This window comes from Brevundimonas diminuta, assembly GCF_050310045.1.
GTDB classification, from domain to species: Bacteria; Pseudomonadota; Alphaproteobacteria; order Caulobacterales; family Caulobacteraceae; genus Brevundimonas; species Brevundimonas diminuta_F.
Genome location: NZ_CP190005.1, coordinates 1,188,561 through 1,213,222 on the forward strand (window position 1 = coordinate 1,188,561; position 24,662 = coordinate 1,213,222).

At 63.8% G+C, this 24,662-nt stretch carries 26 protein-coding genes, 2 tRNA genes and 1 pseudogene; 17 read left to right on the forward strand and 12 right to left on the reverse strand.

Annotated elements, in window-relative coordinates:
- Positions 1-86: 86 nt before the first annotated feature.
- A complete protein-coding gene (locus ACORJG_RS05680; protein WP_427792292.1) occupies positions 87-851 on the forward strand; it encodes a TetR/AcrR family transcriptional regulator in 765 nt (254 codons plus the stop codon).
- 32 nt (positions 852-883) lie between these two features.
- Here the strand turns inward: ACORJG_RS05680 and ACORJG_RS05685 are convergent, their stop codons facing one another.
- The 3 genes from ACORJG_RS05685 to ACORJG_RS05695 are packed head-to-tail and all read right to left on the reverse strand — an operon-like array spanning position 884 to position 4,364.
- Positions 884-2,254 (reverse strand): MFS transporter, encoded by a 1,371-nt coding sequence (locus tag ACORJG_RS05685; RefSeq protein WP_427792293.1) that lies wholly within the window; start codon positions 2,252-2,254, stop codon positions 884-886.
- A complete protein-coding gene (locus tag ACORJG_RS05690; protein ID WP_427792295.1) occupies positions 2,254-3,855 on the reverse strand; it encodes a class I adenylate-forming enzyme family protein in 1,602 nt (533 codons plus the stop codon). The genes ACORJG_RS05685 and ACORJG_RS05690 overlap by 1 nt, the downstream gene beginning before the upstream one ends.
- Positions 3,856-3,887: 32 nt before the next feature.
- On the reverse strand, positions 3,888-4,364 hold the full coding sequence (locus ACORJG_RS05695; RefSeq protein ID WP_427792296.1) for a MaoC/PaaZ C-terminal domain-containing protein: 477 nt from the start codon (positions 4,362-4,364) through the stop codon (positions 3,888-3,890).
- A 262-nt stretch (positions 4,365-4,626) separates the two neighbouring features.
- On the opposite strand from ACORJG_RS05695, the gene ACORJG_RS05700 reads away from it, so the two are divergent.
- Positions 4,627-4,701 (forward strand) — tRNA-Val (locus ACORJG_RS05700).
- Here the strand turns inward: ACORJG_RS05700 and ACORJG_RS05705 are convergent.
- From ACORJG_RS05705 to ACORJG_RS05730, 6 genes are all read right to left on the reverse strand, one after another.
- A complete protein-coding gene (locus ACORJG_RS05705; RefSeq protein ID WP_427792975.1) occupies positions 4,658-6,214 on the reverse strand; it encodes a recombinase family protein in 1,557 nt (518 codons plus the stop codon). The genes ACORJG_RS05700 and ACORJG_RS05705 overlap by 44 nt on opposite strands.
- Positions 6,211-6,504 carry a hypothetical protein gene (locus ACORJG_RS05710; RefSeq protein WP_427792297.1) on the reverse strand — a complete coding sequence of 98 codons (294 nt, stop codon included), beginning with the start codon at positions 6,502-6,504 and terminating at the stop codon, positions 6,211-6,213. Before ACORJG_RS05710 ends, ACORJG_RS05705 begins: the two co-directional genes overlap by 4 nt.
- Positions 6,505-6,680: 176 nt before the next feature.
- Positions 6,681-7,870, reverse strand: a protein-coding gene (locus tag ACORJG_RS05715) for an IS3 family transposase (RefSeq protein WP_427788494.1) whose coding sequence is annotated in 2 segments (ribosomal slippage) — positions 6,681-7,618 and positions 7,618-7,870 — 1,191 coding nt in all. Because the reading frame shifts where the segments join, the coding sequence is not laid out codon by codon here.
- A 362-nt stretch (positions 7,871-8,232) separates the two neighbouring features.
- On the reverse strand, positions 8,233-8,625 hold the full coding sequence (locus tag ACORJG_RS05720) for a hypothetical protein (RefSeq protein WP_427792298.1): 393 nt from the start codon (positions 8,623-8,625) through the stop codon (positions 8,233-8,235).
- Positions 8,626-8,678: 53 nt separating this feature from the next.
- Positions 8,679-9,242, reverse strand: coding sequence for a recombinase family protein (locus ACORJG_RS05725; RefSeq protein ID WP_427792299.1), 564 nt, complete (start codon positions 9,240-9,242; stop codon positions 8,679-8,681).
- Positions 9,243-10,214: 972 nt separating this feature from the next.
- The gene (locus tag ACORJG_RS05730; protein ID WP_427792300.1) at positions 10,215-10,787 is read right to left on the reverse strand and encodes a hypothetical protein; all 573 of its coding nucleotides are present in this window, start codon (positions 10,785-10,787) and stop codon (positions 10,215-10,217) included.
- Between ACORJG_RS05730 and ACORJG_RS05735 the strand changes: the two genes are divergently transcribed.
- Positions 10,719-11,576 (forward strand): AIPR family protein, encoded by an 858-nt coding sequence (locus ACORJG_RS05735; RefSeq protein WP_427792301.1) that lies wholly within the window; start codon positions 10,719-10,721, stop codon positions 11,574-11,576. The two genes, ACORJG_RS05730 and ACORJG_RS05735, sit on opposite strands and share 69 nt — an antisense overlap.
- A 132-nt stretch (positions 11,577-11,708) precedes the next feature.
- On the opposite strand, the pseudogene ACORJG_RS05740 reads toward ACORJG_RS05735, so the two are convergent.
- The 3 genes and pseudogenes from ACORJG_RS05740 to ACORJG_RS05750 all read right to left on the reverse strand — a co-directional run.
- A pseudogene (locus ACORJG_RS05740) lies at positions 11,709-12,113 on the reverse strand (integrase core domain-containing protein); the annotation flags it as partial.
- A gap of 390 nt (positions 12,114-12,503) precedes the next feature.
- Positions 12,504-12,593, reverse strand: a tRNA-Ser gene (locus tag ACORJG_RS05745).
- 62 nt (positions 12,594-12,655) lie between these two features.
- Entirely contained in the window at positions 12,656-13,597 is a 942-nt protein-coding gene (locus ACORJG_RS05750) for a DMT family transporter (protein WP_427792302.1), read from the reverse strand.
- Positions 13,598-13,751: 154 nt separating this feature from the next.
- Between ACORJG_RS05750 and ACORJG_RS05755 the strand changes: the two genes are divergently transcribed.
- The 14 genes from ACORJG_RS05755 (at position 13,752) to ACORJG_RS05820 (ending at position 24,617) form a co-directional block, all read left to right on the forward strand.
- Complete coding sequence (locus ACORJG_RS05755) at positions 13,752-14,621, forward strand: septal ring lytic transglycosylase RlpA family protein (protein WP_427792303.1); 870 nt, start codon at positions 13,752-13,754, stop codon at positions 14,619-14,621.
- Positions 14,622-14,661: 40 nt separating this feature from the next.
- On the forward strand, positions 14,662-15,288 hold the full coding sequence (tmk, locus tag ACORJG_RS05760; RefSeq protein ID WP_427792304.1) for a dTMP kinase: 627 nt from the start codon (positions 14,662-14,664) through the stop codon (positions 15,286-15,288).
- A complete protein-coding gene (locus ACORJG_RS05765; protein WP_427792305.1) occupies positions 15,285-16,265 on the forward strand; it encodes a DNA polymerase III subunit delta' in 981 nt (326 codons plus the stop codon). The genes tmk and ACORJG_RS05765 overlap by 4 nt, the downstream gene beginning before the upstream one ends.
- A gap of 1 nt (position 16,266) precedes the next feature.
- Positions 16,267-17,052, forward strand: a complete 786-nt coding sequence (locus tag ACORJG_RS05770; protein WP_427792307.1) for a TatD family hydrolase — start codon at positions 16,267-16,269, stop codon at positions 17,050-17,052.
- A 2-nt stretch (positions 17,053-17,054) separates the two neighbouring features.
- Positions 17,055-17,858 carry an MBL fold metallo-hydrolase gene (locus ACORJG_RS05775; RefSeq protein WP_427792976.1) on the forward strand — a complete coding sequence of 268 codons (804 nt, stop codon included), beginning with the start codon at positions 17,055-17,057 and terminating at the stop codon, positions 17,856-17,858.
- 105 nt (positions 17,859-17,963) lie between these two features.
- Positions 17,964-19,256 (forward strand): serine hydroxymethyltransferase, encoded by a 1,293-nt coding sequence (glyA, locus tag ACORJG_RS05780; RefSeq protein ID WP_427792308.1) that lies wholly within the window; start codon positions 17,964-17,966, stop codon positions 19,254-19,256.
- A 12-nt stretch (positions 19,257-19,268) separates the two neighbouring features.
- Positions 19,269-19,742, forward strand: a complete 474-nt coding sequence (gene nrdR, locus ACORJG_RS05785; protein ID WP_024352817.1) for a transcriptional regulator NrdR — start codon at positions 19,269-19,271, stop codon at positions 19,740-19,742.
- Entirely contained in the window at positions 19,742-20,368 is a 627-nt protein-coding gene (locus ACORJG_RS05790) for a RibD family protein (protein ID WP_427792311.1), read from the forward strand. Before nrdR ends, ACORJG_RS05790 begins: the two co-directional genes overlap by 1 nt.
- An 89-nt stretch (positions 20,369-20,457) precedes the next feature.
- Entirely contained in the window at positions 20,458-21,048 is a 591-nt protein-coding gene (locus tag ACORJG_RS05795) for a riboflavin synthase (protein WP_427792313.1), read from the forward strand.
- Entirely contained in the window at positions 21,045-22,181 is a 1,137-nt protein-coding gene (gene ribB / locus ACORJG_RS05800; protein ID WP_427792315.1) for a 3,4-dihydroxy-2-butanone-4-phosphate synthase, read from the forward strand. Before ACORJG_RS05795 ends, ribB begins: the two co-directional genes overlap by 4 nt.
- Positions 22,178-22,639, forward strand: coding sequence for a 6,7-dimethyl-8-ribityllumazine synthase (gene ribH, locus ACORJG_RS05805; protein ID WP_427792317.1), 462 nt, complete (start codon positions 22,178-22,180; stop codon positions 22,637-22,639). Before ribB ends, ribH begins: the two co-directional genes overlap by 4 nt.
- Positions 22,636-23,172: a transcription antitermination factor NusB gene (gene nusB, locus ACORJG_RS05810; RefSeq protein ID WP_427792319.1), complete on the forward strand. Its 537-nt coding sequence runs from the start codon at positions 22,636-22,638 to the stop codon at positions 23,170-23,172. The genes ribH and nusB overlap by 4 nt, the downstream gene beginning before the upstream one ends.
- Positions 23,159-24,148 carry a thiamine-phosphate kinase gene (gene thiL / locus ACORJG_RS05815; protein ID WP_427792321.1) on the forward strand — a complete coding sequence of 330 codons (990 nt, stop codon included), beginning with the start codon at positions 23,159-23,161 and terminating at the stop codon, positions 24,146-24,148. Before nusB ends, thiL begins: the two co-directional genes overlap by 14 nt.
- 40 nt (positions 24,149-24,188) lie before the next feature.
- Positions 24,189-24,617 carry a hypothetical protein gene (locus tag ACORJG_RS05820; RefSeq protein WP_427792323.1) on the forward strand — a complete coding sequence of 143 codons (429 nt, stop codon included), beginning with the start codon at positions 24,189-24,191 and terminating at the stop codon, positions 24,615-24,617.
- Positions 24,618-24,662 lie beyond the last annotated feature (45 nt).

A 24,662-nucleotide genomic window follows, 5' to 3' on the forward strand; every position in this document is an offset into this window, starting at 1 on the left:
CGGCGTCGGATTTATCCGGCGCCGTCCCTACTTGATCTGAGCGGCGGGCTGGGGCGTGATCCGACCTCGTCGTCGACGGGGCGTTGATGGAACTGCAGAGCTATACTTCCTATCTGGCAGCCGAGTTGCGGGATAATCCGCCCCGGTTGAAGGGACAGCGCACGCGCGCGCGTCTCCTGTTGTCAGCGGCTCAGGTGCTGGAAGAGCGCGGCTATCACGCCATGCGCGTAGGCGACATCACCGCGCAGGCCGAGGTCGCCGAAGGCTCTTTCTATGTCTACTTCAAGGACAAGACCGAGATTTCCGGAGAGGCGCTGAACCGCTTCTTCGACGACTATGTCGGCAAGGCGATGACGCTGGCCACGGGTGATACTCCGTTTGCGCGCATCCGCTCGACCAACCGTCTTTGGTTCCGTGTCTGCCGTGAAAATCCGGGCCTGATGAAGTGCATCTTCCAGGTCGGGAACTATGTGCCCGAGTTTCTGCAGATCACCCAGAAGATCAACCGCCGCTGGGCCGAGCTTGTGGCTGAAAGCATCCAGCGGCGACGTGCCGACGGCGACCCGGATGCGGTGCGTCTGGCGGGCTATATGCTGGTCGCCATGGCCGATGAAATCGCCCGCAAGATGATCGTCCTGCCGGACGAATCCTTCATTGAGGTGCTGGCGCGCATGGGGGCGGACGCCGATGACGTTCTGGCCGACGCCGTGACCGTGGTCTGGCACCAGCTGACCTATGGCGACGCGCCGATCAACGACTATGTCGGCGACGAGAAACTGCCCGAAGCGGCCTTGCGGCTGGCGGCCTTCCTGTCGCGCGCAACGCACTCGGCAGCCGGAAGCGCCGCCTGACGGCGGCGCATTCCCTTGAAACATTTAGCGTCTTAAAGCGGTCTCCCCTGACGGCGACGCAACCGGTCCAGCATCAGCATCAGCGGCGCGCTGCACGCCAGCATCAGGGCCGGACCTGCCGCGAACAGCAGGGGAATGGCCTTCAGCGCCGACTCAGGCTGCGCCTGACCGCCGGATACATAGCCCGCCAGTCCCAGCAGAACGCCCGCAGCCGCACCGCCCAGCGCCAGCCCCAGCTTCTCGCCCGACACCCAGACGGCGGTGAGCAGGCCGAGGTTGGCCTCAGCTTCCTTCTGATCGCGGGCGGCGACCACGCTGGGCATCAGGGCGAAGGGCAGGACATAGCACCCGGCCTGACCCAGTCCCGCCAGCGCTGCAACGACCGTCGCCAGCGCCACATCGCCCGGTCCGCACAACACATAGCCCAGCGTGGCCAGGGCGTAGGCCCCGGCGGCGCCGATGGCGGCGCGCGTCGCGCCCCAGCGGTCGGCGATCTTGACCCACAGGGGCATGGCCGCGACCTGAACGATCGCGCCGGCTACGAACAACTGCGCCAGCACGCCGGATGACGCCTGAATCTGATAGGTGACGGCATAGGGCATCATCGCCGACTGGGCCCCCATGGCGACCGTCTGGAAGGCGTAGCCGATCCACAGAAAGCGATAGGCCGGGTTGCCGAGGGTGGCCCGCACCCCGGCGGCCAGCGCCTTGACGGGCTTAAGCGGCGTGCCGAAATCGCGGCTGCGGTCCTGTAGCTTCCAGATCGCGCGCAAAGAACCCAGCAGGGCGCCGCCCGCCATCAGGGCCAGCAGCATCCCCATGACGGCATAACCGGGCCGCCCGCCGCCGGCCATGTCGACCAGCAGTGGCGACAGGCCGCCCGCGATCATCAGGCCGACCGCCAGAAAGCCGACACGCCACGCCACGACACGCGTCCGGTCCTGCTGGCGTCGGGAAATCTCGCCCGGCATGGCGGCGTAAGGAATTGAGAACAGGGCGTAGGCCGTCGTCGCCGCCATATAGGCCGCCATGACCCAGATCACGGCGTTAAAGCCCGTCAGATGCGTCGGCGGGGCGAACATGGCCGCAAAGCCGAGAGGGAACAGGGCCGCGCCTGCCGCCATCAGCGGCCAGCGTCGCCCCATCCGACCGCGCAGTCGATCCGACCACAGGCCGACGACCGGGTCGAACACGACCTCCCAGATCTTGGGCAATAGCAGAACCACGCCCGCCGTCGCCGCCGGCACCGCCAGGGTGTCGGTCAGGAAGTAAAGCAGCAGCAGCTGCGGCGTGATCAGGAAACAGGCCAGCCCGATATTGGCCAGACCATATCCGGCCAGCAGGCGAGGGCGCAGGGGCTTTTCCTGCTCCACGGCGTTCGTCGTCTCGACAGCGGCGTCCATCAGTCCTCCAGCGCCAGACGGCGCAGCGCCATCTTGTCCACCTTGCCGACCGGCAGACGCGGAAGGTCCGGCGCGATCACGAAGCGTTTGGGAACCTTGTAGTTGGCCAGGCGGTGGCGGCAATGGGTCTGAAGCTCAGCTTCGTCAACTTCGCCGCGCGCGATGACAAAGGCGACGCCGACCTCGCCCCAGACCGGATCGGCGATCCCGACCACGGCGGCCTCGGTGATGGCCGGGTGCGTCTCAAGGGCGATCTCGATCTCGCGCGGATACACATTGTAGCCGCCGGACTTGTACATCTCCTTCAGGCGGCCGGTGATACGCAGGCGCCCGTCTTCCAGCCAGGCGCCGACGTCGCCGGTGCGGAACCAGCCGTCCTTGGTGAAGGCTTCGGCCGTGGCGTCAGGACGGTTCCAGTAACCGAGAAACAGCGGCGCGCCCTTGGCTTCGATCTCGCCGTCGACGCCGGGGTTCTGCACCAACGCCCCGTTTTCGGCGCGCAGTCGAACCTCATAGTGGCGTGTGGGAAGGCCGACCGATGCGGTGGCGAAGGCGATGTCTTTCTCGTTCTGGACAGTCATGTCGCCAGTGGCGGTGATGGGACCGCAGGATTCGGTCAGGCCATAGTTGGTGCCCATACAGGTCGCGACGGGCATCAGCGCCTTGATTGTGGGCGCTGGCATGGCGGCGCCGCCCCAGAACACGCGTCGCACCGCCGACAGGTCCGCCTGAGCGAAAGCCGGATGCGCCACCGTCATCTCGAACACGGACGGCACCGTGCCCCACAGGGTGACGCCCTCGGACGCCATGACATTCAGGCCCGTCTCGACGTCGAACTGTTCCAGAAAGGCCAGCTTGCCGCCATTGACCAGCACCAGGGCGGTGATGTCGCCAACGCAGCCGATGTGATTGATCGGCAGGTAGTTCAGCATGCACAGCGGCTCGCCGCGCATCGTCTCGCCCTGTTCGAGCGCGGGCAGGATCAGCCCTTCATGATGCAGGACAGCGCCCTTCGGCTTGCCGGTGCTGCCCGAGGTGTAGACGATCAGGCAGGGATCGCGGGTCGTGACAGAGGCCTTGCGCTCAGCCAGGGCTTCGGCTGAAACCGTCGCGCCCTGGGCCACATAGGCGCCGAGCGGCAGATGGGCGCGCGCATCCAGTTCGTCTTCGCCGATCAGGACCAGATCGGCCGAGGCCTCGGCGGCCAGTATCTCCAGATCCTTGACATAGTCCCGGTCCGCCACGCGGCGCCGACCGATGATCAGCGATGGCGCGCAGTCCTGCACCACATAGGCCAGTTCTTCATGGCGATAGCGCGGGTTCAGCCCGACCCAGATGGCGCCGATCGCTGCGGTGGCCAGGAACACGGTCAGGAAGTCAGGGGAGGGCGGCGCCAGCATGGCGACGCGGTCGCCCTTGCTGATGCCGGCCTCGATCATGGCGCGGGCCAGCGCGTCGACATCGTGCGCCAGCTCCGTCCATGTCAGAACCTGACCGTCCTGGGTCGCCGCCGGTGCGTCCGGTGTTTTGTCGGCATACCAGGCTGGGTAGTCGGAAATCAGCGTCAGCAGCGGGGCATCTCCTGCCACCGACGTCGTCATGGAAGGCATCAACCGCTGCTGAACGCTGGACATCAGGCTCTCTCTTCCATCGCGCTGTCCGGCACCCAGACGCTGAGCCAGGTCGCCACCAGGGCAGGGCGTTCGCCGCCCTCGATCTCGACAACGGCGTCCATTGAGCGGCGCACGCGCCCGGCGTCGTCCGTATGCTCCGGTCCCTTGACGAAACGACCGCGCACGCGGCTGCCCGTCGGGACCGGCGCCACCAGACGCATACGGTCAAAACCGTAGTTGAGGAAGTAGCCGCCCGCAGGCTTGAAGTTTCCACCGGCGCCTTCGATGGCGTTGGCGGCCAGATGGGTCAGCAGCGACACCGTCAGGAAACCGAAGGCGATCGTTCCGCCATAGGGGGTGTTGTCCTTCGCCCATTCCGGATCGTTGTGGAACGGATCGTTATCCAGGGTCGCGCGACCGAAGTCGTCGATCATGGTCTGCGTCACCTCGACCCAGTCCGAAACCATTTCCTGAGCCTGATCGACCGGCTGAACCATTTACTGAACTCCCCCAAAATTGAAGATGACCTCATATTCACACATTGCGCGGACGGCGCAAGGCTTGGATCGCCCCTGTATGAAGCTGCGACAAGCGCATGAGGCCAGCCTTGTGAGAGTTAACGGACGTCTGCGTGCGAAACCATCGTTGGATAACAGACTCTTCTTGCGAGGTTCCGGCATTTGGGGTTGCGTGGGCCGAAGGGCCACGCTATGTCCCCGCCTCCCGACGGCGCAGTCACTGACCGCCCCGTTCCAGAGCGGACGCGTAGCTCAGCGGGAGAGCACCTCGTTCACACCGAGGGGGTCACAGGTTCAATCCCTGTCGCGTCCACCATCTCTTTTATTCCCGCCTGAAACTGCCCTAACATCTTGAATGGTAAGGCTGTATCGACGGTTTTAAAGCCTTCGCCGCGCAAGTAGGTCACGCGGTCTGCAAAGGCCAGTTTCAACACCATCCGCCGATAAATCATCTCCCCGGAAGCCCATATATTATAAGGGTTTGCGAGAAATCTCATGGCGGTTTTAAAAATTACAGGAAAGTCCTTCTTCGGTTTTCCGAGATTGGCCGCTTTTTCTCTTATCTCGACCTTGCGGGTTTCCATTTCTCGTATGCGCGCCTCATAGGTTTTGACGAGGCTGTCGCTCTCGCAAGCGACGATGCGGTCAACCAGTTGGGCTATGCCCCTGTCGAGCTTGCTCAACTCCAATTCCAATGAGCGCCGCTGCGTCGTGCTGGCCGCCAGTCGCGCCCGCCACAGGTCGCAAAGCGTGTCGCGCGCAACCGCGAACAGCGCATAGCTTGGCTGCATGGCCTTGAGCAGGTCAGCGAACTGTTCCTCGACCACCTCCTGCTTGCTGGACTTGCCGTACTGCGAACAGCCTTTGTGCATGCACAGATAGTAATTGTAGTGCTTGCTTCTGCCCTTGGCGTGGATGCCCTGCATCGCCATGCCGCAATCACCACACTTGATGAAACCGCGCAGCGGGAAGTCATCCTTGATATTCAGGCGCGCAGGCACCTTCGCGCCCTCCGTCAGACGCTTCTGGATTTTCTGGAACGTCTCGAACGAGATGATCGGCTCATGCTGGCCCTGGCGCATCGTCACACCCCAATCGGGGATGTCGATGTAGCCCGCATAAATCACCCGGGTCAGGATGTTGGAGATGGCCTGAGAATGCAGCTTGCTGGCCGTGGAGTTGGCCCACTCAGGCTGCGCCATCAGGAAGCGCATGACTTCTGCCTGGGTTTGGAAGCGCCCCGAGGCGTAACCTTCGAGCGCCTCTTTGAGGTAGGAGGCATAAGGCTCATCCTTCACCAGAAGCTTCCCGTGACCGGAAACCTTGGCATAGCGATAGCCCACAGGCGCTTGAAAACCCCAGTAGCCGTTGAGGGCGCGAGCGGTCATCCGGTTCTTCACCTGTTCGGCATTCTTGCGCCGTTGGTGTTGAGCCACGGTCGCCAAGATAAACTCCTGCAACTCGCTGTCGGCATCATCCCCGAACTCGACACTCGGAGATTCCAGAATGCCGCCCGCAAGCGTGATCGCGCTGCGAAGCTCAATATGGCTTTCGACAGATCGCGCGAGACGTGAGATGTCATCAATGATGACGATATAGGTCTCGCCGCGTGCAGCCTTGAGCGTTTTCAGCAAGGCCAACATGCCGGGACGTTTGGTTGATGCGCCGGTGAACTCATCCTTGAAGGTTTCGATCACCTGATAGCCGCGCGCCTGCGCATACTGGCGACAGCGGGTCTCTTGAGATTCAAGGCCGTGGCCTTCGATGCGTTGTTTGGCGCTCGACACACGGCAGTAGATGAGCGCCTTTTTGATCTCCTTTGCTTTCATGGATCAATCTTTCCCGCGAGGCTTGCGCCCGCGTTGTTTGCGTTGAATGAATTACGAATATCGTTGTTTGATTTTACCTCTTTACAATTTGTAATTGCACGATGTTTGCGCTCGATATCCCTAGCAATTTGCTCTGAATGCGTGCCGAAGGCGGCGTCAACGAAGCCCTCCATCATCTGGCGAACGGTCTCAATGAGATCGAGCTTTTCGGCGTGGGTAAGGTCGAGGCCGTCGAAGTGGTGCAGGTGGCGATTGGGGTCGAAGGCAGAAGGGTATGCGGGTGTGTTCATGGGCGTCTCGCGCGCGCCCGCGCGTCGCGAGCGCATAGGCTCACGGCGGGGGCGTCTGGTATGAGGTTTTTGGGGAGAGGCCGACGCGCGGCGATGATCTGGCGGCTTATTATTCCGCGCCTGAATCCGAGTGCATGTCGGGCGATTTCCCTTCCATGTGACGTGACCCCCGTTTCTCATCCAGCCATAACGAGAGTCCGAGGTTGATCTGAGTAGAGGTTGGCTGGGTTGGCAATAGGGCGGCCTGCGCAGCCCTCAACCAGCGCAGCAGACCGCCCGACGTTTCCAGCAAGGGTGTGCGCGTAGGCCTGCGGCGTCAGCCAGCCGAGTTTCGAGTGCGGTCGCCTCTCGTTGTAATCGCGCCGCCAAACCTCCAGCACCGCGCGGGCGTGCGGCAGGGAGCGGAACAGCGTCTCGTTCAGCAACTCGTCACGCAGGCGCCCGTTAAAGCTCTCGTTGAAGCCGTTCTGCTGGGGCTTGCCTGGTGCGATGTAGTGCCAGCCGACGCCGGTGTCGTCGGCCCAGGCCAGGACGGCGTTCGAAGTGTATTCCGTGCCGTTGTCGCTGACGATGGTGTCCGGTCGGCCCCGCTGCCGGATGACGGCGTCCAACTCCCGCACCACTCGCGCGCCCGACAGCGAGGTATCGGCCACCAGCGCCAGGCATTCGCGGGTGCAGTTGTCGATCACCGTCAGGATGCGCAAGCGCCGCCCGTCCGTCATCTGGTCGGCGACGAAGTCCAGCGACCAGCGCTGATTGGCGACCAGCGGCAGGTCCAGCGGTCGCCGCGTGCCCATCGCTCGCTTCCGCCCGCCGCGCCGGCGCACCGTCAGCCGTTCCTCGCGATAGATCCGCTGGACCCGCTTCTTGTTGACCGCATGGCCCTCGCGCCGCAGCAGGACGTGCAGGCGGCGATAGCCGAACCGGCGACGCTCCTGGGCGAGGGCTTTCAACCGGTCGCGCAGGGCGCCGTCGTCCGGCCGCGTCGCCTGATAGCGCACGCTCGTCCGATCGACGCCCAGAGCACGGCACGCCCGCCTTTCGCTCAACTCGTAGGCGGCCTGCAGATGACCAGCCGCCTCGCGCCAACCGGCGGGCGTCACCACTTTTTTCCCAGCAGGTCCTTCAGGGCCACGTTGTCCAGCATCGCGTCCGCCAGCATCCGCTTGAGCCGGGCGTTCTCGTCTTCAAGCGTCTTCAGCCGCCGAGCCTCCGACACGTCGAGCCCGCCGAACTTGGCCTTCCATTTGTAAAAGGTCGCCGAGCTGACCCCGTGACGCCGACACACCTCCGCCGTCGTCACACCGGCCTCCTGCTCCCGCAGAATCCCGATGATCTGCTCTTCTGTGAACCTTGATCGCTTCATTCTGTCCGTCCTTCGTTAGGGCGGACTCTAGCTATTCCTGGAGGAGATTCAGGGGGTCACGTCACGGGCTCAATCATTCCGTACGCGGGAAACGCATTTTTTCTTGGAAAAATCGAGGGGACAGGCGCGCCGTTCATTTTCATTCTGTCGAGACTTGCCAAGTCCAATAATGTTCTCTCACATGCCCAAGGCGCGGTCATCGTTGGTTCCTCGGGATCGCTTCCCACCGCCAGCGCCATGCTGATCGTTCGTAGCGAGACCACGCCAGAGCCGTGCGTATTGCTAAGATCGGAAGCCGCAAATCTGCCGAACTGGAACTATATCAATCAAGTGTTGGCGCGCGGGTCCGTGAACTGGGCATCCTAGCCAAATCGTGGATCAAATTTTGGCAGTTTTCCCTGTAAATAGTCAGGGAAGCTATGCACCCTATCAACAGGGTCAAGCGCTACAATTCCAGACTCTCCATTCTTAAACATCTTCACGTGATCTTGCACCATTCTTAATATTTCACTTGGGTGCCCGATAACATGAATGCTTTCGGCATTTTTCATTACCACATAACTGGTATAATGCCTGTCATTTAACAGTGGTCCGTTCTTGATGGTCGAAACTTCGGTCGAGCTCACATAGGCCCAGTTTAGATCTTCCTCAACAGGATCTTCATCGACTTTACCATTTCTAACCTCAAAAGATTGAACTCCGTCATCCACATATTCTTTTCCGTTAGCAGAAAATCTTTTGAATTCTTCTTTCACAATCCCTCACTTGTTAGTGTTGGCATGTGTTTAACATAACAACATATCGTTTATCAATAAAAATTGTCTCTACTGTTCTTGATGCGATACACAGTCGAGCTTGCAACCCCCATCTGATTGGCGACCTCGGACACCTTGGTCCCCATCTGAAGAGCTTGCCGCGCTCGTATGAGGTCGGAATCCGATAGCTTCCTGCGGCGTCCACCGACGCGACCACGCTCCCGAGCAGCGGCAAGACCAGCCAAGGTGCGCTCGCGGATGATCGAGCGCTCAAACTCAGCCATCGCCGCCATGATGTGGAACACCAGCCGCCCTGATGAGGTGGTGGTGTCTATGGCTTCGGTCAGGCTCTTGAAGCCGATGCCGCGATGTTCCAGGCGTTCGATGGTGTCGATGAGCTGGCGGATGGAACGAGCCAGCCGGTCGAGCTTCCAGACCACCAGACTATCGCCTGGCTTCAATGCCCGCAGCGCCGCCTTCAACTGCGACCTGTCTCGCGACGCACCGGATGCCTTTTCCATGAACACACGCTCGCAACCCGCAGCCCTCAGGGCGTCGAGTTGCAGATCGGCGCATTGGTCCGCCGTGGACACGCGCGCATAGCCAATCAGCATCATGTCTCCGAAGCGCCCTGTAGCTCTGGGGTCACGCCTCCTGAAAACGACCGTTTGCGGGTCGTCACTGAGGCGAACGAGACGGCTCGCTATGGGGCATGTGGGGCTATCACCCCGCCCTCTCCGCGTTGCCGTGATAGAGATCAGGCGTGAGCACTATGTAGCACTGATCTCTCCAATCTGCTAGATAACCGCCACCATAAACGGTCGTTTTTGAGAAAGACGACTCGTAACTACTGAGAACAGGCTCTCATAGGCGGGCTTAGCCCAATCATTGGAGCGTCAAGTGAACAAGAAACCTTGCCCTGATATTAGTTGTAGCGGCGGTTACGTACCCGTGACGCGCAAGTATCCCTGCTCGCGCTGCGGCGGTCGCGGCTACATGTCGGACAACACTTACTGCTGCACGGGCTATCGCGAGCAGTATGAACGACAGCGCCACTCGCTGTGCAGAGGCACGGGGTATGTCGATGCCGCGTTCTAGGATCGGCCGAGCATTTATGATGGCCGGTGCGGTTGCCGCACTGGCCATCACCGCCGCTCCTGCACATGCAGTCGAGAAAGGGCTTTGTCTTCCCAATCAGGAGATGGTCGCGCGCCTGCGCTCGGAAGGCCAGCGCGCTGTGTTCAATGGCGATGCGATCTTGGTCGAGGGCGTCAGTACAAACCCCACCCTCAGCGTGATCTATACCTCGAACACTGACGGCAGCGTGGGCTATGCGATTACCGGGCAGCGCGGCTCGGATGCAGCGCCACCCGCAAGGCTATGCGTCCGAGAAGAGTTGACCTTCCTGCGTCTCGCCAACCCGACGTTTCGGAATGTGCCGACCAGCTTCTATGCCCCCAATGGCATGTCACGCGACGAGGCGATGATCGTCGGCCAGCGACGCGGGATCGAGAATGCGGGCAGCCTCAACGCCACTATGGACTATGCCGCTCAAAGCGAGCTCGGCACTCCCGTATTGCAGGCTGAGATCATCGGACAGGATGAGGGCTGGACGACAGTGACCGTGATCCTGACGAAGGGGCGAGCCACGGGGCCGCCACGCCGATCTTTGATGACGGGACGCACAGATAGACGGTCGTCGGACGCTCTTTCATGGCGGCCAGATCGACGGTGTTTTCAGAGGTGGCCCGGTCGAGGGATGAGCCGGGGGAGAAGGGCGCCAGCGCCTCTATGCAATCCGAACGGTATGCCTCGAACTGTTTGGGCGCTTCCAGCATCACCGAGAGCATGGAGGCTGCCGTTCCGGCCACATCTTCACGCGGACTGCCCCTCATATCGGCAAAGGCCGCTTGAAGCTGGCCGTCGGAGGCGTTCACGAACCGCCACAGCTCCGACAGGCGCAGGCGATGCGGGGCTTCATAGGCGAGATACTTCATCCGCATTGAAAGCAGCCGGCGCGCACCTTTCAGGGTGTCGAGACCAGGCAGGGAGAAAACGGCCTCCAGATCACTCGCATCACCGACCTTCAGATTGTGAATGGCGGCCAGACGACGGCTTCGCTTTTCCACACCCGACGCAAGGACAAAGCCGACCTCGCTCACATCTTCGTTCAGATGAAGCTTTCCGTGATCGATAGCGAGGCGAGCGAGAAAGTCGTGCCCCGGATTTCCGAGTACGCCAACACCCAGAACCGGGTTCAGGCCGCCGACTTCTTCTCCAATCACCCGTTTCATATCCGTATGGAGGAATTCTCCAGGCGGCTGTGGGCTCCGGCTGGAAAAGGCGCTCAGCGCGAAACCAAATGGTTTTATGAGAGGGCGCGTGGCCAGTATGCTGATGCCCAGGCCAAACTTACGCCGGGCGAACAGCGGCGTTTCAAAGCCGAGAACCCTAAACCGCAGATGTTCACAAAGTCCGAACTCGCGAAGTTCGAGAATGTCTGGGATGAACACCCTAGGTTTGTGAACCTCGGCGCAGAAAAGAACTTTGCGCAGTATGCTGCTCGTATAGGCAAGGAGTGGAGTAAGTCTTCGGACAGCTTCAACGAGGCCTATTTCAAACGTGCGGTGGCGCGTGCCATCATATTCAGAGCGACGGAGCGGCTTGTATCGGCGCAGTCTTGGTACAACGGCGGCTATAGAGCCAATATTGTTGCCTATACGCTCGCAGTGATCGGCGTGATTTCCAAGAGGCAGGAAAAGAGCCTCGATTTCCTGCGGGTATGGAATGTGCAGGAGATAAGCCCAACGCTGGAAAGCACACTCGCTTCAGTTTCTCGCTCTGTGAACGAAGAGCTGTTGAATCCGCCGGAGGGAATTTCAAACATTTCCGAATGGGCGAAGAGGGAACTGTGCTGGACCCGCATGCTCGGAAAGATGGACCGTTTTTGACGTGACCCCCGTTTCTCATCCAGCCATAACGAGAGTCCGAGGTTGATCTGAGTAGAGGTTGGCTGGGTTGGCAATAGGGCGGCCTGCGCAGCCCTCAACCAGCGCAGCAGACCGCCCGACGTTTCCAGCAAGGGTGTGCGCGTAGGCCTGCGGCGTCAGCCAGCCGAGTTTCGAGTGCGGTCGCCTCTCGTTGTAATCGCGCCGCCAAACCTCCAGCACCGCGCGGGCGTGCGGCAGGGAGCGGAACAGCGTCTCGTTCAGCAACTCGTCACGCAGGCGCCCGTTAAAGCTCTCGTTGAAGCCGTTCTGCTGGGGCTTGCCTGGTGCGATGTAGTGCCAGCCGACGCCGGTGTCGTCGGCCCAGGCCAAGACGGCGTTCGAAGTGTATTCCGTGCCGTTGTCGCTGACGATGGTGTCCGGTCGGCCCCGCTGCCGGATGACGGCGTCCAACTCCCGCACCACTCGCGCGCCCGACAGCGAGGTATCGGCCACCAGCGCCAGGCATTCGCGGGTGCAGTTGTCGATCACCGTCAGGATGGGGGATACGGGAGGCCGCCTGATAAAGGCTCTTTCAGATTGTGGGTTAGATCGACGGTGCGGGTGGTTTACGCCGTGCCGGTGCAGGAGGTGGTGCTTCCTCAGCTATCGGCAGGTCTGGAAGACTGGACAGGCAGGCGTTCCAATCCTCAAGAGTTTCAAACAATTGGTTCAAGGTGGCTGGATCGACGTCCACCATCTCTTTTTTCCCCACCTGAAACTGCCCTGACATCTTGAAGGGTAAGGCCGTATCGACGGTTTAAGCCTTCGCCGCGCAGGCGGCGCAGGCCCAATGCAGGCAGCCTCGCCGGCCGTTACAGCATCGCTCCAAGGATGGCGGCTGTGACGACGGAAAATAGAATCCAGAAAAACAATGAATTTCATGGTGTGTGGCGGACAGGGTGGGATTCGAACCCACGGTAGGCTTCCACCTACGGCGGTTTTCAAGACCGCTGCCTTAAACCACTCGGCCACCTGTCCCGCGCGAGTCGCACGATGACCTGTGCATAGCGGCAAGGCGGGCGCGACCCAAGCAGAAAGCGTCACCTTGTGATTGCTTCTGGCGCTGCGCCGGGGCGCGTCACCAGCCAGATGCCCATGCACACAAGCAAAAGGGCGATCAGGTAGCTCCACTGCATCAGGGATTCTCCCAGAAACGCTGCCGACAGCGAAACGCCGAAGACGGGGATCAGGAAGTTGAAGGCGGCGATCATGCCCACAGGATTGTGCTTCAGCAGCAAACTCCAGATCGCAAATGCTGCTGAAGAGAGCAGGGCGAGGTAAAGCAGCAGGGCGCCTGACGCAGCGTTCAGGTTCTGTAGATGGCCGCCCGTCGCGATGCCTGTCACGGTCAGGATCAGTCCGCCGATCAGCAGTTGCCAGCCTGTCATGACTATCGGGTCGAGGTCACGCGACAGCCGCTTGCCATAGATGGAGGCGGCCGCCAGCACGAAGGCCGCGATGACGATGAAGCCCTCGCCCTGCAGCGTGAAATCGAAACCGGCGCCCGCGACGCCATTCAGATTGACCACCACTACGCCCAGGAAGCCGATCAGGCAGCCCAGCGCCTTGCGCCCGCTCAACCGGTCGTCGGCATAGATGAAGTGCGCCAGCACGACGCTGAAGAAGACGCTGGTCGCATTCATGATCGAAGACTTCACGCCTGTCGCGTGCGCCAGTCCGATGTAGAAGAAGACATATTGTATGGCTGTCTGCGTCAGGCCCAGCAGGGCGACCTGCCCGAACTGTCGCCGGTTCATGGCCATGATCGGCTTTTCCATCGCCAGCGCGGCGGCCAAGAGGATGGCTCCGGCCAGGGCGAAACGCCATCCGGCGAACAGGATCTGGCTGGCGGTGTCGGTCGGCGCGACCTGCATCAGCGCATAGCCGCTCTTCACCGCCGGAAAGGCGCTGCCCCACAGGGCGCAACACAGGGTGGCCAGCAGAAAGACCCCGGTGCGGGTTCTGTAGAGGGGCGAGCTCAAGGCTTTTGGTTTCCGGGGCCGGGGAGGCGATGACGACACGGCATAGGGCAAACGCCGCGTTAACCAAACCGGAAAACTCAGGCGCTAATTCGGGATGAAACCTGTGATTGTCCGGAGTAGCAACATCATGTGGGCGAGACTGCTGAAAGGCGCCGTGATCGCTGCCGCCTTCTCGACCCTGGCGGCGTGCGCCAGCTTCGGGGGCAAGGGCGGGGCGCCTGCCGGGGCGCCGGTCGTGACGGATCCCGCGCCGATCGTTTCGGGCACCATGCGCCCCTATCAGATCCGCGGCCGCTGGTATCACCCCAAGGAACAGCCCAACTATGATGAGGTGGGGCAGGCCTCCTGGTATGGCGCCTATCATCAGGGGCGGCCCACTTCGACCGGCGAACGGTTCGACATGAACGCCCTGACCGCCGCTCACAAGACCCTGCCTCTGCCTAGTCTGGTCGAAGTCACGAACCGCGCCAATGGTCGCCGCGCCATCCTGCGCGTCAACGACCGCGGGCCTTTTGTCGACGGCCGTATCATCGATCTGTCGCGCGGCGCGGCTCAGGAACTGGGCCTGTTGCAACAGGGGGTGGGCGAGGTGCGCGTGCGCTATGTCGGCCCGGCGCCGCGTCAGGGCGGGGGCGGAACGGCTCTGCGTCAGGCCGATGCCGGTGCTTCTGCACAACCTGCGCAGGTTCCTGCGCCGGTCCGGGCGTCAGGTCCGGGGCCTCGTCCCTATTATGACGCCGCCGCCGCGCCTGTTGCTCAATCGACGGCCCAGCCCGTCTATGCGGCGGCGCAGACGGCCACAGGCGGCTATTGGGTTCAGGCGGGCGCCTATTCCGAACGACGCGGCGCCGATCGAGTCGCGCGGCGTCTGGGCGACAAGGCTGTGGTTCAGAACATCGACCGCGACGGTCGTCCGCTGTTTCGCGTGGTAGTCGGTCCGTGGCCTGATGCAGCGACCGCAGAGCGGGCTCGGCAGGCTGTAGCGGCGCGTGGCTTCAGCGACGCCCTGTTGATAGGCGGCTGAACGGGCTTGCTTCCCGCGTCGCGCTCGCCATTGTGCGCGGGTGCAGCGAGGCAGATTCATCACTTTCGAAGGCGGCGAGGGGGCCGGAAAGACGACGCAGGCGCGTCTTCTGGTCGATCGCCTGCGCGCCCATGGTCTGGACGTGCTTCAGACGCGTGAGCCCGGCGGCTCGCCTGGGGCGGAGGAAATCCGCAACATCGCCGTGTCGGGCGAGGCGGATCGCTGGTCCGCACGGACCGAAACCCTGCTGATGTATGCGGCGCGTTCCGACCACCTGGAGCGGACCATTCTGCCTGCGCTTGAGGCCGGGCGCTGGGTCGTCTGTGACCGTTTCGCCGATTCCAGCCGCGTCTATCAGGGCGCGGGCGGCGGCACGCCGGAAAGCCTGATCGAGGCGCTGGACGACGCCGTGGTCAATGGCGACCAGCCCCATCTGACCCTTGTCTTCGATCTGCCGGTCGAGGTAGGGCTGGACCGGGCGTTCGGGCGCGGACTGTTCGAGACTCGCTTTGAATCCAAGGGATTAGCCTTCCATCAAAAGCTGCGTGACGGCTTTCTCGATGTTGCGCGCCGCCACCCTGACCGCTGTGTCGTCATTGACGCGACCGGCGAGGTTGAAGACGTCGCGGCCCGGTTGTGGGCTGTGGTGGAGGAGCGGCTGCTTTGAGCGAGCATCCGCGCGACCGTTTCGATCTGATCGCCGATGTTCAGGCTGAAGAAGCCTTTCTGGACGCCCTGAACCGCGGGCGTCTGCACCACGCCTGGCTGCTGTGCGGCGTCGAGGGATCAGGCAAGGCCAGCTTCGCCTATCGCGCCGCGCGTCGTCTGCTGGGCGCCGCGCCGGACCCGTCGCGCGGACCGTTGGGCGCCGCGCCGCATGATCCGGTCAGTCGACTGGTGTCTGCTCAGGCTCACCCCGACCTGCTGGTGCTGGAGCGCGCGGTCGAGGGCGGCAAGCTGAAGCGCGCCATCTCGGTCGATCAGGCCCGCGACCTGCCCGAGTTCTTCGCCAAAAGCCCGTCGCAGGCGCGGCACAGGGTGGCTATCATCGATGCCGCTGACGACCTGAATATCAATGCCGCCAACGCCTTGTTGAAGATTCTTGAGGAACCGCCTGAAAGCGGCGTCTTGTTTCTTGTGACACACGCGCCGGGCAGGTTGTTGGCCACCATTCGCTCGCGCTGTCGGCGGCTGACATTCCCGATCTGGCCCGAGGCGCGGCTGGCCGATCTGGTTCAGCAACGCACCGGCGTCAGTGCGGATGAGGCGCTGGCGGCGGCCGAAATGTCGGGCGGATCACCCGGCGCGGCGCTGGATCTGGCGTCCGGCTCCATGGCCGAAGTCGACCGTCTGGCGCGGAACTGGATCGACAGCGCCGAGGTCGATCGCGCCGAGCAATTGGTCGTCGCCGACGGCTTCCGGGGCGCAGAAGGGCAAGCGCGTTTCGAGGCCCTGATGGATCGCCTGATCGCAGCGGTGAAACGTCGGGCCGTCGACAGCGGCGGCCGCGAAGGCGCACGCTGGGCGGAACTGTGGGGACGGCTGTCGGACCTGCCGGATCGCGCTGTCGGCTTAAATCTTGATAAGGCGGATGTTCTGGCCGGCGCTCTGGCCGACATCGCCCGCACGAAAGCCTCCATCTGATATGCTCATCGACAGTCACGTCAATCTTCACGCCCCTCAGTTCGACGAGGATCGCGAGGCGGTGATCGACCGCGCGCGTCAGGCGGGCGTGCGGTTGATGGTTGAGATTTCCGACAAGCTGTCGACGTTTGAAGCGACGCACGCCCTGGCCATGAACAACGCCGACATCTGGTGCACGGTCGGCGTTCACCCGCATGAAGCCAAGGATTACGCCGATCTGACCGCAGAGCGCTTGGTCGAACTGGCAGGTCGCCCGCGTGTCATCGGCATCGGCGAGTGCGGCCTCGACTTCCATTATGATCTCAGCCCGCGCGATGTTCAGGCGACGGTTTTCCGTCAGCATATCGAAGCGGCGCGTCGCACCGGGCTTCCTCTGGTCATCCACACGCGTGAAGCGGATGATCTGATGGCGGAAATCCTGCGCGAGGAACATGCCCAAGCGCCCTTCAAGATGTTAATGCATTGTTACACGAGTGGAATGGAACTCGCTGAAGTTGCTATTGAACTTGGGGCGTGGTTCTCCGTCTCAGGCATCGCCACTTTCAAGGCGGCGGAAGAGGTGAGGGACGTCATTCGCCGGATGCCCGAAGATCGCATCATCGTTGAAACCGACTGTCCCTATCTTGCGCCCATCCCGCATCGCGGGCGCCGCAACGAACCGGCCTATGTGGGGCTGGTGCTGGAGAAGCTGGCTGAAATTCGCGGCTGGACCTCTGAACAGGCCGACCAACGGACGACCGACGCTTTCTTTAACCTGTTCGACCGTATTCCGAGGCCTGCCGAATGAGCATGCAGGGCCAACTGGAAGTCGTCGTCCTCGGCTGTGGTTCGTCCGGCGGCGTGCCGCGCGGCGACGGCGACTGGGGCGACTGCGATCCGGCCGAGCCGCGCAACCGGCGCACCCGCTGTTCCATGCTGGCGCGCCTGAATGGGCCGGATGGCGTCACAAGCGTGGTGATCGATACCTCGCCCGACTTCCGCCAGCAGATGCTGGCCGCCGACGTGCGCCATATCGACGCCGTTCTCTACACCCACGACCATGCGGACCAGACCCACGGCATCGACGACCTGCGCGTCTTCGCCGCTCACGCCCGCCGCCGTATTCCGGCATGGATGGACGAGGCGACCCATGACGCCCTGACGCGCCGCTTCGACTATATTTTCGAAAGCCAGCACGGCTATCCAGCCATTGTCGAGGCGCGCTCTATCCCGCCGCATGGCCAGACCTGGCAGGTTGAAGGCCCCGGCGGCGCCATTCCGGTCATCACCTTCGATCAGGCTCACGGCCCGATCCGCTCGGTCGGCTATCGCCTCGGCCCTATCGCCTATTCCAGCGACGTGTCAGGCTTGGATGAAGCGGCGCTTGAAGCCGTGCATGGCGCCGACCTCTGGATCGTGGACGCCCTGCGTTACACGCCCCACCCAACCCACGCCCACGTCGACCTTGCACTGGACTGGATCGCTCGCGCAGGGGTGAAGAAGGCTGTCCTGACCAATCTGCATATTGATCTGGATTATAACGCTTTGGCGCGATCCGTGCCGTCGAACGTAGAGGTCGCCTTCGACGGCTGGCGCGGCGTCTTCAGCGTCTAAGGGCGATTGCCATGGCTGTGTCTGTGACGCTTCCACCCCCTAGATGTTGTGGTGTCAGGCGGCGCGGCCTAGAAGGGAGCGCCGTTTCAGCTTTCAGCCACCGGGATGCCTCCAGTGACCGCCTTCACGCACGATTCCTACTTCACCAAGAGCCTCGCCGACGCCGATCCGGCGATCTTCAAGGGCATCCAGGGCGAGCTTGGCCGCCAGAAGGAGCAGATCGAGCTGATCGCTTCGGAAAACATCGTCTCCCAGGCGGTGCTGGACGCGCAGGGCTCGGTCCTGACCAACAAATACGCCGAGGGCTATCCGGGCCGTCGCTATTACGGCGGCTGTGAATTCGTCGACATCACCGAGGACCTCGCTCGTGAGCGCGCCAAGGAACTGTTCGGCGCCGCCTATGTGAACGTCCAGCCGCACTCGGGCGCGCAGGCCAACCAGGCGGTGTTCTTCTCCCTGCTGCAGCCGGGCGACACCTTCCTGGGCATGGACCTGGCCTGCGGCGGTCACCTGACCCACGGCTCGCCTGCCAATCAGTCGGGTAAGTGGTTCCGTCCCGTCACCTATAAGGTGAACGAAGACGACCATCTCATTGATTATGATCACGTCGCCGAAATGGCCCAGAAGGAAAAGCCCAAGCTGATCCTGGCCGGCGGCTCGGCCTACAGCCGTCAGATCGACTTCAAGCGCTTCCGTGAGATCGCGGATTCGGTCGGCGCCTGTCTGATGGTCGACATGGCTCACTACGCCGGTCTGATCGCGGGCGGCGCCTATCCGGACCCGATGCCGCACGCCCACGTCGTCACCACCACGACGCACAAGACCCTGCGCGGTCCGCGCGGCGGCATGATCCTGACCAATGACGGCGACATCTCCAAGAAGATCAACTCGGCTGTCTTCCCCGGCCTGCAGGGCGGCCCGCTGGAGCACGTCATCGCCGCCAAGGCCGTGGCTTTCGGCGAGGCGCTGAAGCCCGAGTTCAAGCTGTACGCCCAACAGGTCGTGAAGAACGCTCAGGCCCTGGCCGCCGTTCTGGTTGATCGCGGTCTGGCGATCGTTTCGGGCGGCACGGACAGCCACCTGATTCTGGTCGACCTGCGTCCCAAGGGCGTGACCGGCAAGGCCACCGAGCATGAGCTCGAAAAGGCGCTGATGACCTGCAACAAGAACGGCGTGCCGTTCGACACTGCGCCGTTCACCGTCACCTCGGGCATCCGTCTGGGCACCCCGGCCGGCACCACGCGCGGCTTCGGCGTGGCGGAGTTCGAGCAGATCGGCCACTGGATCGCTGACGTCGTCTCGTCGATGAACGGCGGCGATGAAGCCGATCCGGCCGTCGTCGCGGGCGTTGCGGCCCAGGTGCGCGAACTGACCGCGCGCTTCCCGATCTATCGCTAAGAGGCCCATCGGATGAAGTGCCCGTTCTGCGGAAACGCCGACACTCAGGTCAAGGACAGCCGCCCGTCTGACGACGGCGCGGCCATCCGGCGCCGTCGGTCCTGCCCGCAGTGCAACGGGCGCTTCACCACCTTCGAGCGGGTGCAACTGCGTGAACTGGTCATTCTGAAACGGAACGGCCGCCGCACCCCCTTCGACCGCGACAAGCTGGAACGCTCGCTGGGCATCGCCCTGCGTAAACGCCCGGTCCAGCCCGATCAGGTCGAGCTGCTGGTCAGCCGCATCGTGCGCCAGCTGGAAAGCCTGGGCGAGACGGAGATCCCGTCCAGCATCGTCGGCGACTTCATCATGAAGGCGCTGAAGTCGGTCGATGAGGTCGCCTACGTCCGCTACGCCTCGGTCTACAAGGACTTCCGCCACACCTCGGACTTCGCCAAATTCCTCGGAGACGAGGGCTTCGACGAGACCAAGTCCGGCCAGGACTGATGCGCCCGCGCGTCACCCTGAAGCTGGCCACCTCGCTGGACGGCCGCATCGCCACGGCGACGGGCGAAAGCCGGTGGATCACCGGACCGGAGGCGCGCCTTCAGGGCCACCGCCTGCGCGCGATGCATGACGCCATTCTGGTCGGCGTTGAGACACTGTTGGCCGATGATCCGGAACTGACGGTGCGCCTGCCGGATCATGCCGGGCTGCATCCGCTCCGCGTTGTCCTCGACAGTCGCCTGCGCACGCCCGCGACGGCCAAGGTCGCCAGCGGTAACACCCTGATCCTGACGACCGCCGCGTCCCATCCCATCGGTCAGGCCGAAGTCCTCGCAGTCGCCGCCGAAGACGGCCGTCCGGCCATCTCCGCCGTTCTGGACGCCCTGTCTGCGCGCGGTGTCGGCTCGGTCCTGATCGAGGGCGGTGGCCGCGTCGCCGCCGCCTTCATCCGGGCCGGCGCAGTCGACGCCATCGAGTGGTTCCGCGCGCCGATCCTGCTGGGCGGGGAAGGGCGGCCCTGCATTGCGTCTCTGGCGCTTGCAAAGCTGGCCGACGCCCCCAAGTTCCGTCGTCTGGGCGTCGAGCCTGTCGGAGACGACCTGTGGGAGCGTTACCAGTGCGTGTGACCCTCTTTCAGGCCCTCTGCGGCGGCTGATTTCAGACGATTCAGACGAATTAGACTCTGTTTTTTGGGTCCGAAGGGACCGGAGCTTGCATGTTCACCGGCATCGTTACCGACATCGGGCGCGTCCGCAGCGTTCGCGACACCAACCGCGACCGTCGCTATGAAATCGAGACGGCGTGGGACACCGCGACCATAGAGATCGGCGCCTCCATCAGCCACGCGGGCTGCTGCCTGACCGTGACGGAAAAGGGCGAGGGCTGGTTCGCGGTCGAGGCGTCGGGCGAGACGCTGGGCCTGACCAAGCTGGGCGACTGGGCCGAGGGTTCGCGCGTCAATCTGGAGCGCGCGGCGCGACTGGGCGACGAACTGGGCGGCCACATCGTTTCGGGCCATGTCGATGGTCTGGGGCAGGTCGTCTCCATCACGCCCGAGGGCGGTTCGCACCGCGTGGTGATCGCGGCGCCCGCGCCTCTGCACAGATTCATCGCGCCCAAGGGCTCAATCACCGTCGACGGGGTTTCCCTGACCGTGAATGGGGTGCATGAGCGTCAGTTCGACGTGAACATCATCCCGCATACGTGGGATGTCACGACCCTCGGCGCCCTCAAGGTCGGCGACAGGGTCAATCTGGAGATCGATATGCTGGCGCGCTACCTCGCGCGTTGGCAGGAGACAGCATGATGAAACTGGCCGTCTATAATACCGACAGCCCGGTCAGCCCGATCGAGGATATTCTGGAGGACGCCCGCAACGGCCGCCCCTACATCCTCGTCGACGCCGAAGACCGCGAAAACGAAGGCGACATCGTCATTCCGGCGCAGTTCGCCACGCCGGATCAGATCAACTTCATGATCCGCTATGCGCGCGGTCTGGTCTGTCTGGCCATGACGGCCGAGCGCGCGCGCCAACTGCGCCTGCCGCCGATGGCCGCCGAGAACCGCACCCGCATGGGCACCGCCTTCACCGTCTCGATCGAGGCGAAGGAAGGCGTGTCGACCGGCATTTCCGCCGCCGACCGGGCGCGCACCATTCAGGTCGCGGTCGATCTGGAAAAGAACGCCGACGACATCGTCTCGCCGGGCCACATCTTCCCGCTGGTCGCGCGCGACGGCGGCGTCCTGGTCCGCACCGGCCACACCGAGGCCGCCGTCGACATCAGCCGTATGGCGGGCCTGATCCCCGCCGGCGTGATCTGCGAGATCATCAAGGACGACGGGACGATGGCGCGGATGCCCGACCTGATCGCCTTCGCCCAGTTGCACGGGCTGAAGATCGGCACCATCGCCGACCTGATCGCCTATCGCCGCCGCACCGAGCGCTTTGTCGAGCGCGTGATGGAGACGCCGTTCGAGAGCGTCCACGGCGGCGCGTTCAAGCTGATCCTCTATCGCAACACCATCGAGGGCGCCGAGCATGTCGCCCTGGTGCGCGGCGATATCGACCCGGCCAAGCCGACCGTCGTGCGGATGCACCAGGTCGACTTCGCCGCCGACCTGCTGGGCCACGTCGAGGCTCGCCAGGACTATATTCCGAAGGCGATGCAGGCGCTGGCGGCCCAGGACGGGCCGGGCGTCGTCGTCTTCCTGCGCGATCCGGACCTGCATGGTCTGGCCGAGCGGCTGGGCGGCGTGCCCAAGCCCGCGGCCGCGGATCGCTCGCTGAAAGCCTATGGCGTCGGGGCGCAGATTCTGCTCGACCTCGGCGTCAAGGATATGATCGTGATGAGTTCGACGCGACCCAATCCGACGGCGCTTGAAGGCTATGGCCTGCGCATCGTGGGTTGGCGCGACATGGACGGAGAAGACCAATCTTGAACGACCCCACTCGCGTCCTCATCGTCGAGGCGCGCTTCTACGACGAACTGGCCGACGCCCTTCTGGAAGGGGCGAAGGACGCCCTGCGCGCGCAAGGCGTCCAGTATGACGTCGTGACCGTCCCCGGCGCGCTGGAAGTGCCAACCGTGATCGCCATGGCTGAAGAGGCCGGTCGCTATCCGACTGCGCCGCGCTATGACGGCTATGTCGCCCTGGGCTGCGTGATCCGCGGCGAGACCTATCATTTCGAGATCGTTTCGGATCAGTCGGCCGCCGGCATTCGCAATCTGGGCCTGAGGGGTCTGGCCATCGGCAACGGCATCCTGACGACCGAGGACGAGGATCAGGCCTGGACCCGCGCCCGCCTCAGCGAGGGCGACAAGGGCGGTTTCGCCGCCCGCGCCTGTCTGGACCTGATCGCCATCCGCAAGCGCCTGCGCGGGGGTCTGGCCTCGTGACCGAACCGACCAGCGCCCCGGCGACCGTCGCCGAAGTCATGGCCCAACTGGCCGAGGCCGATAAAGCTCGCGCCGAACCTCAGCTGACCAGCCGCCAGCGCCGCGCCCGCACGGTCGCCCGTCTGGCCGCCGTTCAGGCTCTGTATCAGATGGAACTGGCGGGCGAGGGCGTCGACAGCGTCGTGCGCGAGTTCCGCAATCACCGTTTCGACGCCGACATCGACGGCGCCCCTCTGGCCGAGGCGGACGAAGACTGGTTCGCCGCCGTCGTTCACGGCGTGGTCGAGGACCAGCGCGCGGTGGAGGAGGCGATCAAGGCCCGTCTGGCCTCCAACTGGCGGCTGGAGCGTCTGGACGCGACCCTGCGCGCCCTGCTGCGCAGCGGCGCATGGGAGCTGAAGCACAAGCCCGACGTGCCGCGTGAAATCGTGATCGACGAGTATGTCGAACTGGCCAAGGCCTTCTTCGACGATGCAGAGGCGAAGTTCGTGAACGCGGCGCTGGACGGCGTGGCGCGCGATGCCCGCGATTGACGTCGCGGGCGAATTCGAGACCATCCAGCGGCTGCTGAAGCCGCTGGCCCATCCGGAATGGGCGCGGGGGCTGGCCGACGACGTGGCCGTGCTGCCCTCGCGACCCGGATACGACCTGATCCTGACCAAGGACGCCATCATTGAGGGCGTCCACTTCCTGCCCGACGACCCGCTGGACACGGTGGCGCAGAAGCTGCTGCGGGTGAACCTGTCCGATCTGGCGGCCAAGGGCGCCGAGCCGTTCGGTTATCTGCTGGCCTGCCACTGGTCCGAACGCTGCGGCTGGCCCGAGCGTGAGGCCTTTGTCGCCGGACTGCGACGCGATCAAGCGATTTTCGACATTTCCCTGTTGGGCGGGGACACGGTGAAGACGCCGGGACCGGCCAGCTTTTCGGCCACCCTGCTGGGCTGGGCGCCGACGGATGCGGCGGTCAGCCGGGCCGGAGCGCGACCGGGCGATCTGGTCTTCGTCACCGGCACGATCGGCGACGGCTGGCTCGGCCTTCAGGCCGTTCAGGCGACCCTGACGCTGGAGCCTGAGCGCATGGATGCGCTTGAGGCCGCCTATCGCACCCCCATGCCGCGTGTGGAGTTCGCCCCGGTGATCCAGAAGCTGGCGACCGCCAGCGCAGACGTCTCTGACGGCCTGCTGGCCGACGCCGCCCATATCGCCGAGGTCAGCGGCGTCGAGGTGATCCTCGATCTGGAGCAGCTGCCGATGTCAGCGGCGGCTCATGCCTGGTTCGACGGGCGCGTCGATCCGCAGGCGGCGCTGGAGCAACTGGCCAGCGGCGGCGACGATTATGAGATCCTGCTGACCGCGCCGCCCGGCGCCGAAGCCGCCCTGCGCCATGAGGCCGAGCGCCGCCATCTTCGCCTGACCTGTATCGGCCGGGTCGGGGCGGGCAGGGGGCTGTCGCCCCGCTATCTCGGCCACGCCATCACGCCCACCCGCACGGGGTGGACCCACGCCTGAGGGCAACGGATTGCTAACGGGACAGGTCCAGACTGGCTTCATGCGCCGCCGCACCCTGATCCTCGCCGCCGCTCTGTCCGGTCTGGCCTTTTCCGGTCCCACGGCCGCCTCGCCCTCGGCCGATGCGCCGGCTGCGCCCGCCGCCTTCGACATGACCGGCGTGGGTCTGCCGGTGATCGTCAACGGGCGCGTCCGCAATCATGTCTTCGTGGTGCTGAAGCTGTATCCCGGCGCAGGCCACGCGACGGACGCGCTCAGGGGCAAGGAGCCCTATCTGCGCGACGCCTTGGTCCGCACCGGGCACCGCACGCCATTCGTGCTGGCCGATGACTGGAACCGGCTGGACGCCGAGGCCATGAGCGCCAGCCTGATCCGCGCGGCCGACGCCCTGATCGGCAAGGGCGCCATCGCCCGCGTCGAGGTCGTCAGCCAGACGCCCCGCCGCCGCACGGCGGTGCGCCCCTTCTGATCTGCACCGTGAAAGAGCGCGGTTGCGCGAAGCCTTCGCATTTGG

Excerpts from the sequence above, each read along its gene's own strand:
- ACORJG_RS05680 (WP_427792292.1), top strand. The coding sequence starts at position 87 with ATGGAACTGCAGAGCTATACTTCCTATCTGGCAGCCGAGTTGCGGGAT.
- ACORJG_RS05685 (WP_427792293.1), bottom strand. The coding sequence starts at position 2,254 with ATGGACGCCGCTGTCGAGACGACGAACGCCGTGGAGCAGGAAAAGCCC.
- ACORJG_RS05690 (WP_427792295.1), bottom strand. The coding sequence starts at position 3,855 with ATGACGACGTCGGTGGCAGGAGATGCCCCGCTGCTGACGCTGATTTCC.
- ACORJG_RS05695 (WP_427792296.1), bottom strand. The coding sequence starts at position 4,364 with ATGGTTCAGCCGGTCGATCAGGCTCAGGAAATGGTTTCGGACTGGGTC.
- ACORJG_RS05705 (WP_427792975.1), bottom strand. The coding sequence starts at position 6,214 with ATGAAAGCAAAGGAGATCAAAAAGGCGCTCATCTACTGCCGTGTGTCG.
- ACORJG_RS05710 (WP_427792297.1), bottom strand. The coding sequence starts at position 6,504 with ATGAACACACCCGCATACCCTTCTGCCTTCGACCCCAATCGCCACCTG.
- ACORJG_RS05725 (WP_427792299.1), bottom strand. The coding sequence starts at position 9,242 with ATGATGCTGATTGGCTATGCGCGCGTGTCCACGGCGGACCAATGCGCC.
- ACORJG_RS05770 (WP_427792307.1), top strand. The coding sequence starts at position 16,267 with ATGCTCATCGACAGTCACGTCAATCTTCACGCCCCTCAGTTCGACGAG.
- ACORJG_RS05775 (WP_427792976.1), top strand. The coding sequence starts at position 17,055 with ATGCAGGGCCAACTGGAAGTCGTCGTCCTCGGCTGTGGTTCGTCCGGC.
- glyA (WP_427792308.1), top strand. The coding sequence starts at position 17,964 with ATGCCTCCAGTGACCGCCTTCACGCACGATTCCTACTTCACCAAGAGC.
- nrdR (WP_024352817.1), top strand. The coding sequence starts at position 19,269 with ATGAAGTGCCCGTTCTGCGGAAACGCCGACACTCAGGTCAAGGACAGC.
- ACORJG_RS05790 (WP_427792311.1), top strand. The coding sequence starts at position 19,742 with ATGCGCCCGCGCGTCACCCTGAAGCTGGCCACCTCGCTGGACGGCCGC.
- ACORJG_RS05795 (WP_427792313.1), top strand. The coding sequence starts at position 20,458 with ATGTTCACCGGCATCGTTACCGACATCGGGCGCGTCCGCAGCGTTCGC.
- ribB (WP_427792315.1), top strand. The coding sequence starts at position 21,045 with ATGATGAAACTGGCCGTCTATAATACCGACAGCCCGGTCAGCCCGATC.
- thiL (WP_427792321.1), top strand. The coding sequence starts at position 23,159 with ATGCCCGCGATTGACGTCGCGGGCGAATTCGAGACCATCCAGCGGCTG.
- ACORJG_RS05820 (WP_427792323.1), top strand. The coding sequence starts at position 24,189 with ATGCGCCGCCGCACCCTGATCCTCGCCGCCGCTCTGTCCGGTCTGGCC.